Raw genomic sequence first — 9315 nt, forward strand, 5'->3', positions numbered from 1 at the left:
GGATACGCCGCACGCTCACCCATGATCAGCCCAACGCCGGCCGGACCTACCGGTTACGACCACGGCTCACATTCACATGCCGGCCCAAACCCAGAATGGACGAAAGCTACCGAACCACCCTCTCAGCCTGCTGGAGGTGGCAGACGTCGCCGGTCTGGTCAACCTGACCGACGACGGCTGCGGCAGCACCTGCACCGCGTGCACCACCAACGTCGCCTGATCAACGGGCTTTGAAAGGCCGGCCGGCGCCGCCACGACGGTCGGCGCCGGCCGGGCACCCCCGTCTCACCGAGGTGATCAAGTGAGCCGCTCCGTGGAGTCTTCTGCCTATCGGTCGATGGGCACCGCGCTTGTCCGCGCCGTCGCCCATCCGGCCATCGAGTTGCCCCCGTGGCCAGACCTGACCGAGCCCCGCCCCGACCTCGTGCCGTCCTGGGTTACCTGGCTACGACAGACCTGGGCCATCGACACCGTGGCCGAGGCGATCACGCTCTCGAGCCCGGTGCTCGCGGCGCAGGTCAGCAAGCTCTGCGCGGGTGAGACCGCTTCGGTACGCGAGACACGGCGGACGGTCCAGGCCGTCGTCCGGTATGCCCAGCGTCTGCTGGGTCGCCCCACGCCGTTCGGGCTGCTCGCGGGCGTGGCACCCGCTGTGTTCGGCTCGCGAGCACCTACCCGATGGGGCACAGCCCATCAGGCGATCGCCCGGGCAGGCGCTGGCTGGCTCACCGACGTGATCACCCATATCGAAAGCTGCCCGGAGCTGCTCTCCCGTCTCGTCGTGGTCGCGAACAGCACGCTGACGGTCCGCGACGACCGGCTGATCGTCCCCTACCAGCCGCAGCCTGGGCTCGACGGCCATCTGGGAGCGGCGGAGGTATCCCTACGCCATTCAGCGCCGGTACGGGCCGTCATTGCGGCAGCCCGCAGCCCGATCCGGGTGGAGGTCCTCGCCTCGCAGCTCCGTGGAGCGTTTCCGCAGGCGTCGGCAGCAGCCGTCACGGCGATGCTCACCCAGCTGATCGCCCACCGCGCCCTCATCACGAGCCTGCACGCTCCCAGCACGGAGCCGGACGCGCTCGGGTACCTGCTGAGCCAACTCGACGAGGCCGGCGACGGAACGGGTACGCCCGTCGCTGAGGTCATCGCCGCTCTCCGCGAGATCCATGCCGGGCTACGGCGGCACAACACGGCGCAGCCGGGCGACGCTCCAGCGGCCCGACGCCTGGTGGCCTCGCGGATACGGAGTCTCGCGATCTCCGAGCACGAGCCGCTCGCCGTGGATCTCCGGCTGGACGCCTCGGTGACGCTCCCCGATCAGGTAGCCAGAGAGGTGGAACAGGCCACGCTGGTGCTGGCCCGGTTGAGCGTGTACCCCTACGGCACTGCCGCCTGGCGCGCCTACCACCAGCGCTTCTACGAGCGCTACGGAATCGGCTCGCTGGTGCCGGTGCGGGATGTGGTCGACCCGGACAGCGGCATCGGGCTGCCGGACGGCTACCCGGGCAGTCCCGCACCTGATCCTCGCTCACCGATGTCCCGCCGCGACGAGGCACTGCTGCAGATGGCACAGCGTGCGGCACTGGACGCCGCGACCGAGGTCGTCCTCGACGAGGCAACGATCGCGCAGTTGGACCTGGGACCGCAGCGGCTACGTCTTCCTCCGCACCTGGAGGCATGCGTACGGGTGCAGGCCGCCGACGGGAAGGACCTGGCCCGCGGCAGGTTCACGGTCGAGGTCACCTCCATCTCCCGGGCCGCTGGCGGGCTCACCGGCCGGTTCCTCAGTGTGCTGCGGCCGACCGACGCGGGATGGCTGGCCGCTGCCCTGAGCGAACTGCCCGCCGGCGACCGGGACACCGTCGCCGCCCAGGTGTCGTTCCCGCCACTGGATCCCGGGACCGCGCACGTCGCGCGCGCCGTTCAGGTGCTGCCAACGGTGATCAGCCTGGCCGAGCACCGCTGGCCCAGCCGATCAGTGCTCACCGCCGACGACCTGACCGTGGGTTGCGACGGCCGACGCCTGTACCTCGCGGCACCGGACCGGGGCCATCGGATCGAGGCGGTCGGCATGCACGCGCTGAACCTGCGTACCCACACTCCCCCGCTGGCCCGGTTCCTCATCGAGCTCGGGCGGGCCCAGTGTGCCCAGGTCACGGCCTTCGACTGGGGCGCCGCTGCCCGGACGAAGCTGCCCTTCCTCCCCCGGGTGCGCTACGGGCGGGCGATTCTGACGCCGGCGACCTGGCGGTTGGAGGCCGCCGAGCTGCCCGACCGGCACCAGCCCTGGTACGCCTGGGACGACGCCCTCGACGAATGGCGGGCTCGCCGGCGACTGCCGCGCCTGGTGCACCTGGTCGAGGCCGACCGTCGTCTACCGCTGGATCTCGACGAGTCGGCCCACCGCGTCCTGCTGCGCGCCCACCTGCTCACCTCGCCGCGAGCGGTCCTCGTGGAGGCCCCCACGCCGGAGGACCTCGGGTGGTGCGGCAGCCGCCCGCACGAGGTCATCGTCGCGCTGCATGCCACAGAGCCGCCACCCTGGCCGCCGTTGCCCACACCGACCCCGGCCCGGGTCATCGGACGCGATCAGGGGCAGAGTCCAGCCGCCTCGCGGATCCTGCTCGCGAAACTGTACGGAGACATCCGCCGTCAGGACCTGCTCCTGGCTGAGCACCTGCCCCGGCTGATCGCCGAGTGGGACGCCCCGCCCGACTGGTGGTTCCTCCGGTTCCGCGACCCGGACCAGCACCTACGGCTCCGCATCGCGCTGTCCAATGCCTCGGCGTTCGGGCCGGCGGCCGAGCGCGTCAGCGCGTGGGCCGACGACCTGCGACGGCGGGGCCTGCTGCGGGAGGTGCAGTACGCCACCTCCTACCCGGAGACCGGCCGGTGGGGATCCGGGCCCGCCATGCAGGCCGCCGAGGCGGTGTTCATCGCCGACTCCCACGCCGTACTCACGCAGCTGCGCCAAACGGTACGGCCAAGCCGGCAGGCGCTGGTCGCCGCGCACACCGCGGCCATCGCCGTCGCCTACACCGGCAGCCTCGAAACCGGAATGCGCTGGCTGGTTGACCACGTGCCCGCCACGGCACCCCAGCCGGTCCCCCGGCCGCTGTTCCGCGAAGCTGTCCGCCTCGCCCAGCCCGGTGGTGACTGGGCGGCGCTGCGTGCGGTCGCCGGAGGCTCCGCCATCGTCGACGCCTGGAAGAACCGGGACGTCGCCCTCGCCGTCTACCGGACCCACCTACCCGGCCCACACACCGACGGCATCGATTCTCACGACGTCCTCGGCTCGCTCATGCATGCGCACTTCATCAGAGCAGTCGGCATCGATTTCGACGACGAGGACCAATGCCGCTACCTCGCCCGGGCCGCCGCCCTGGCCTACTTCGCCCGGAGCCGGTCATGAGCCTCGCGTACGAGAGCCACGAGTTGGCCGTCGCGGTCGCCGATCTCCTCGCTCACCCCGACGATCCCAGCCTGCCGATCCACCAACCCTGGTGGCGGCAGTCGCTCGCCCTCGGCGTACCCGGCATCGCCCTGCTGCACGTCGAACTGGCAGCGGCAGGGCTAAGACCGTGGCAACGCGCCCATCACTGGCTCGCCGCCGCTACCAGCGGCCCGGTAACGACAGGCCCCGACAGCCACCCCTTCCACGGCGCACCCGCGCTGGCGCACGTCCTGGCGAGCGCTGCCGTCCACCAGCCCGGCTCGTACGCCCGCGCGCTGGAGGGCCTCGACACGGCGATCGCCGCCGACGCGCGGCGCCGCGTGGCCGCTGCGCACGCCCGCATCGACGCCGGCGAGCTACCGGCTCTTGCCGAGTTCGACGCGATCCGAGGGCTCACCGGTATCGGGGCGTACCTGCTGCGCCGATCGTCCGGCGGGCAGGAGCTTCGCGCCGTACTCGAGTACCTGGTCCGTCTCACCTCTCCCCTGCACCGCGAGGGCGAGATGCTGCCCGGCTGGTGGACCGGCAACGGCCCCAACGGGCGCCGCGACGACCGATTCCCCGGCGGGCACGGCAACACCGGGATGGCACACGGCATCGCCGGGCCCCTGGCGCTGCTGGCACTTGCCGCCCTGCGCGGCGTCGTCGTCCAGGGTCAGCTCGCAGCGATCGCAACCATCTGCTCCTGGCTCGACCGGTGGCGCAGCACCACCGATGCAGGCCCGATCTGGCCGTACTGGGTCACCAGGTCGCAGCTGCGCGCCGGCCACGCATCGCCGTCGAGCGCCCAGCGGCCGTCCTGGTGCTACGGCACGGCCGGTCTGGCACGCGCGCAACAACTCGCCGCTCTCGCGACCGGTGACCTGGTCCGTCGTGTGGCTGCCGAACACGCGCTCGCCCGCGCCCTGACCGACCGACGCCAGCTCGCCGCGACCACCGATCCCTCCCTGTGCCACGGGTACGCGGGCCTGGCCCACATCGCCCACCGCGTCGCCGCCGACGCTCTTCCCGGAAATGCAGCCCGCCTCAACGCCCGGGTCCCCCACCTGCTCAACCGGATCGACCCCGCAGGTGCCGGCCCTCGGCGTACGGCTGCTGCCCTGATCCGCGACGTGCCGGGCCCTGGATTGCTCGAAGGCGCCACCGGAGTGGCACTGGCGGCGCTGAGCTGCAGCACCTCGTCCGTGCCGGACAGCTCCTGGGACTTCTGCCTACTCACCGCCCGGCCTACCCAACGTGAGGATGTCTGATCCGATGCCGACACCTGCATGGCGGCAGTACACCGTCGAGTTCTCCACACCCGCCGCAGCGGAGCAGATCGCCGCCACCGTGCTCGCCCCAGCGCTGGCTGCTGCGCAGGACGCTGGCGTCCTGCACGGCTGGTGGTACGTCCGCAAGTACCCCTCGTGGCGGTGGCGGTACCTCGCCGACGATCCCACCTCCCACCTCTTCGAGAATCTGCTGGAGACGCTCGCCGTCGACGACCGCATCGTCACCTGGACCCGAGGCCTCTACGAGCCGGAGACGCTGGCCTTCGGCGGCTCGGCCGGCATGCACGTCGCGCACGACCTCTTCCATCAGGACAGCCGACAGCTGCTCCTTGGACCAGGCTTCGCCGAGTCGGCCATGCTCGGAAGACGCGAACTCGCCATCCTTCTGTGCAGCGTGCTGATGCGCAGCGGGGGCCTGGACTGGTACGAGCAGGGCGACGTCTGGACCAAGGTCGCCGAACTACGTCCCGCCCCAGCCCTACCCGCCGAAAGCGCCACCGCCGCCGCCCTGAGCCGGGCGATCGACCGGCTCATGTCCGTGGACATCCGCAGCCTGAGCCGTCCCGGCTCGGACGGGCCGCTCGCGGGCTACGGCGCATGGCTCGACGCGTTCGAGGCAGCCGGTCAGGCCCTGGCCGACCTGGCACGGCACGGCCGCCTACGACGAGGCCTGCGCGCGGTCGTCGCCCACCACGTCATCTTCCACGCCAACCGAATGGGTCTGTCCGTACGCGACCAGTCCACCCTCGCCGCACTCGCGGTCAGGAACGTCTTCGATCCCATCAGGAGGAGCACCGTGTCCACCTCAGCACCCATCCCGCCGGCCACTAGCGTCGACGAGATGACCACGCTTCGTGAACCCGCCGACCTGCGATCCGAGCTCACCGACCGGCTGCGGACAGAGAACATCATCCGGACGCCGAGCGTCAACGCCGCGATACGGCAGACACCACGGCATCTGTTCCTGCCCGGCGTGCCGCTGGAGCAGGCGTACGCCGACGCACCGGTCTACACCAAAACCGACGGTCGCGGCGCCTCGATCAGCGCCGCCTCGCAGCCCCGGATCGTGGCCATGATGCTCGAACAGCTCGACGCCCGACCGGGCCACCGGATCATGGAAGCAGGTGCCGGCACCGGCTACAACGCGGCTCTCCTGGCCGCCATCGTCGGCGAGACCGGACGCGTCGTCACCATCGACGTCGATGACGACCTCATCGACGGGGCCCGGAAACACCTAGCCGCCGCCGGCGTCGCCAACGTCGAAGTCGTCCACGGCGACGGCGCGCTCGGACACCCTGACGCCGCACCGTACGACCGGATCATCGCCACCGTCGGTGCCTGGGAAACGCCCACCACGTGGCTCGAGCAAATCGCCCCGGACGGCCGCCTGGTCGTGCCGCTCCGCCTGCGCGGCGCCGCGTCCCGCTCGATCGTCTTTGAGCGGTACGAAGGTGGCTGGCGCGACGTCGGCAGCGAGCTGGCCGTCTTCATGCCGCTGCGCGGCATTGCAGACGATGCGCGACGTCTCGTCACCCTCACCGACGAGCAGGACGTGACCCTGCAGGTACACAAGGACCAGAGCGCCGACGCGGCCGCACTCGCTGGTGTGCTCGACGCCGAACGACACGAGACGTGGACCGGCGTGATCTTCCCGCCCATGGTGCCGTTCGAGTGGCTGGACCTATGGCTGGCCTGCCGTCTCGACAACGCCATCATGCGGATGAACGTCAAACCCGAGGCCATCGAGCGCGGCACCGTCTCCCCCATGTTCCCTTGGGGAGCGATGGCCACCACCCGCGGCGCCGACCTCGCGTACCTCACTCTCCGGCCGGCGCCGCCGGCTGCCGACGGCGGCAAGCTGTACGAGGTGGGCGTCATCGGCCACGGCCCCTCCGGCGAGGGCCTCGCCCAGCACGTCGCCGACGAGATCCGCGTCTGGGACGCCCAATACCGCTCCCGGACCGTGCACCTCGAGATCCCCGACTCGCCCACCGAGGCGAACCCGTCGGCTGGACGGTTCCTCCTCCCCCGACCGCACCACCCCATCACCGTCACCTGGCAGTGACGATGGGCCCGACCAGCCACGTCCTGCGACGTTTCCCTCTTGTGGCCCGACCGCGGCCCGCAGCTAAGGCTCTGACCAGCCGCGTCGACGACCTGCGCGTCCTCGCCGAACGCGCCGATCATGAGGGCGACCTGGCTGCGGCGTCTGCCGTCTACAACCAGGCTGCGCTGATCGCCTCGGACTGCGGCCAGCCCGAGTTGGCCCGGCACTGGTGCCACGAACACGCCGACGCGTACCTGCACGCCCTCCCCCTGGGCGCGCAGGCCGCGCGGCATGCCCTCGAGCCGCTGGTCAACCTCGCCCGCCTGCACATCAGAGACGGCAACGGCGACGCGGCTCTCGGGCTCCTCAACAACCTCTTCCAAGCTCTCTCATCCCGCACCGACACCCTGATCGACGGCCACCCGGTGCCGGCGAGCAGGCTGACCCGAACCGACGATGATCATCGCGAGGTACGGCAGTGGCTGTGGGGTGTGCTTCTCGCGGACGGGTCCCGCGCACTGACCGGCGCCGGCCGGTGGAAAGAGGCCTACGAGCACCTCCAGCGGCACAACGGCATCGGCCAACGGATGCTCGACGGGCGCCAAGTCGCGGTCATTGCCCACGCCACCTCCGGCGAGATTGAGCGCGCTCGCGCGATCATCACCGAGACGGTCCGCGGCGAGCCGTGGGAGGAGGCCGTCACCGCATGTCTGGCCTACCTGTGCGCCAGGGCCGGCGGCGAGCCGGATGGTGCCTACCTCGACACGCTGCTCCGCACCTACCGACGGCTAACGCCCACACCCAGCCTCGCCGTCTTTCACACCCGCCTCGGTCTCACGGTCCTGGACGCGGCGGGCGGAGTAGACCAGCCGGGGGTACGAAGTCTGGCCGCAGACCTGATCGACCAAGCTCTCGCCTATGGCGACGCCTACGTGGCGCGTGAACTCCTTGGCCACCCCGGCATCTGTGCTGTCATTGGTGCCGGACGCGAAGCTGGGCTCGTCGACATCATGCAGGAGGGAATGATGCATGCCCAACTGCCAAGCGTTGCTCGCAAGCGGCTGCTGCAGTCGCTGACTACCAGCAGAGCGGTGATCACGAGGGGTTCACTTGTGCCCGGGCCGAGGCTCGAACCGGGTGGCGTGGGCCGGCAAATCGGCGGCGTAGCCACCGAGGAAGCCCTGCCCGGCTGACGAACATCCCCACGTCGCTGGCGGCATTGGCTGCGTATCCGCGAATCTCGTACCCGCCGAGCACGGTCCGGTGGCGTAAGGCCAGGCGCAGCCGGGCGAGGGACTCGACGTCGATCGAACCGTGCAGGCGGGCGTGATGCCCCAATGACTGCAAGGCGTTGGCCCGCGTCTGCGCCCTCATCGAGCCCAGCCCGCGCTTGATCCGCGGCAGCACGACGTCAGGGTCGTGATGGTTAAGCGTCAAAGCGAGAAGAGCAACGCCCGCGTACTCATCCTCTTGGCCGAGGAGTTCGTCGACCAGATTCGGCTGTTGGACCACGCTCATCCAGCTTCCGATCAACCAAGGTGAATCGGTCGTCATCGTAGGATGATGTCACGCTGGCTGGACGCCACCGACCGGGCGATGAGGACCCGGGCGTCACCCGCCCGCGGCCGGTCAGGAGGTCAAACAACCTGCGTCTGCTCCCGTCGGTCCATAGCCTCATAGGCTTCTCGCAGCCGAGCGGTCACGTCGACTGCGCCATCGATGCCAGCACGGGTCTGACTCACGGTTATCCGGTGACCGGCGACCCATGAGCTCGCTCGGGCGGCTGTCTTGACCTGGCCGGCTGGCACCTCGACGGCTTGCTCGATGTCGTAGGTGACGCTGTTCAGGATGACAAACACGCAGGCATCGAAGCTCCAACTACGGAACGGCGAGTAGACCTGGGTACGTCGGCTGCCGGGCTCGATGACGCGACACTTGACCTGCAGCAAGGTGCCGCCTGCCGCTCGAACGTCCCAACTCTTCTCCGACTGTGGCGCGAGCTCGCCTCGATAGGCCTTCGCAACGACGGATTCGGCCAGGTCACCGGCAGGGGCGTTGCGCGACCTGACAACGCCGCGCTGGATCAGCTCATTGAGGATCCGAGAGTAGAGCCCAAGCAGTTGCCGGATGCTCATCGATCGGAGATCAGGATCGGTAGCTGGCTGCACGGCGTGACGGTACACCCAGCCGCGTATAAGCACTCCTCGCGAACCCGCTCTGCAGCAAGTGAGAACCCCGGGCCAGGCCGCGGTCACTAAACTTCCCATCACCTCAATTAGGGCGTAGGTAGTTTCTTTCCTTCTTCCACTGGCCCAAATTTGGCAACAGCTCCCGGAATACGCCACCTTCGGTGGTGAACGAATCAACCAGATACCACTCGTTCGCCTGCCAGATCGACGGGATTTTGACCATCCGTCTCAGAGGGTGGTTCGGGAGGCTTTGTCTGATGTGGGTTTGACGGTTCGTTAGCGGCCCTGGTGGGGGCTACGCGGACGTCGCCGGCGGGGCGAGGGTGAACAGTCCGGCCTCGGGTTCGGTGAGGA

Annotated in this window: 7 protein-coding genes; 5 read left to right on the forward strand and 2 right to left on the reverse strand. The window is 69.9% G+C overall.

What is annotated here, in order from left to right; all coding sequences use genetic code 11:
- The first annotated feature begins 76 nt into the window (after positions 1-76).
- From fxlA to KBX06_RS27155, 5 genes are all read left to right on the forward strand, one after another.
- Entirely contained in the window at positions 77-220 is a 144-nt protein-coding gene (fxlA, locus tag KBX06_RS27135; RefSeq protein WP_210839879.1) for an FxLD family lanthipeptide, read from the forward strand.
- 117 nt (positions 221-337) lie between these two features.
- Complete coding sequence (locus KBX06_RS27140; protein ID WP_210839881.1) at positions 338-3412, forward strand: lantibiotic dehydratase; 3075 nt, start codon at positions 338-340, stop codon at positions 3410-3412.
- Entirely contained in the window at positions 3409-4704 is a 1296-nt protein-coding gene (locus tag KBX06_RS27145) for a lanthionine synthetase C family protein (protein ID WP_210839883.1), read from the forward strand. The genes KBX06_RS27140 and KBX06_RS27145 overlap by 4 nt, the downstream gene beginning before the upstream one ends.
- 4 nt (positions 4705-4708) lie before the next feature.
- Complete coding sequence (gene fxlM / locus KBX06_RS27150) at positions 4709-6790, forward strand: methyltransferase, FxLD system (protein ID WP_210839884.1); 2082 nt, start codon at positions 4709-4711, stop codon at positions 6788-6790.
- A 2-nt stretch (positions 6791-6792) separates the two neighbouring features.
- On the forward strand, positions 6793-7965 hold the full coding sequence (locus KBX06_RS27155; protein WP_374225682.1) for a hypothetical protein: 1173 nt from the start codon (positions 6793-6795) through the stop codon (positions 7963-7965).
- On the opposite strand, the gene KBX06_RS27160 is transcribed toward KBX06_RS27155, so the two are convergent.
- Complete coding sequence (locus tag KBX06_RS27160; RefSeq protein ID WP_210839888.1) at positions 7868-8326, reverse strand: hypothetical protein; 459 nt, start codon at positions 8324-8326, stop codon at positions 7868-7870. The two genes, KBX06_RS27155 and KBX06_RS27160, sit on opposite strands and share 98 nt — an antisense overlap.
- 83 nt (positions 8327-8409) lie before the next feature.
- Entirely contained in the window at positions 8410-8907 is a 498-nt protein-coding gene (locus KBX06_RS27165) for a hypothetical protein (RefSeq protein WP_210839889.1), read from the reverse strand.
- Between the last annotated feature and the right edge of the window lie 408 nt (positions 8908-9315).

It is taken from the genome of Micromonospora sp. C31 (assembly GCF_018070575.1).
Taxonomy (GTDB): Bacteria; Actinomycetota; Actinomycetes; order Mycobacteriales; family Micromonosporaceae; genus Micromonospora.

Bases quoted from the DNA above. Each gene is read 5' to 3' on its own strand.
- fxlA (WP_210839879.1), top strand. From the start codon at position 77: ATGCCGGCCCAAACCCAGAATGGACGAAAGCTACCGAACCACCCTCTC.
- KBX06_RS27140 (WP_210839881.1), top strand. From the start codon at position 338: ATGGGCACCGCGCTTGTCCGCGCCGTCGCCCATCCGGCCATCGAGTTG.
- KBX06_RS27145 (WP_210839883.1), top strand. From the start codon at position 3,409: ATGAGCCTCGCGTACGAGAGCCACGAGTTGGCCGTCGCGGTCGCCGAT.
- fxlM (WP_210839884.1), top strand. From the start codon at position 4,709: ATGCCGACACCTGCATGGCGGCAGTACACCGTCGAGTTCTCCACACCC.
- KBX06_RS27155 (WP_374225682.1), top strand. From the start codon at position 6,793: ATGGGCCCGACCAGCCACGTCCTGCGACGTTTCCCTCTTGTGGCCCGA.
- KBX06_RS27160 (WP_210839888.1), bottom strand. From the start codon at position 8,326: ATGACGACCGATTCACCTTGGTTGATCGGAAGCTGGATGAGCGTGGTC.
- KBX06_RS27165 (WP_210839889.1), bottom strand. From the start codon at position 8,907: ATGAGCATCCGGCAACTGCTTGGGCTCTACTCTCGGATCCTCAATGAG.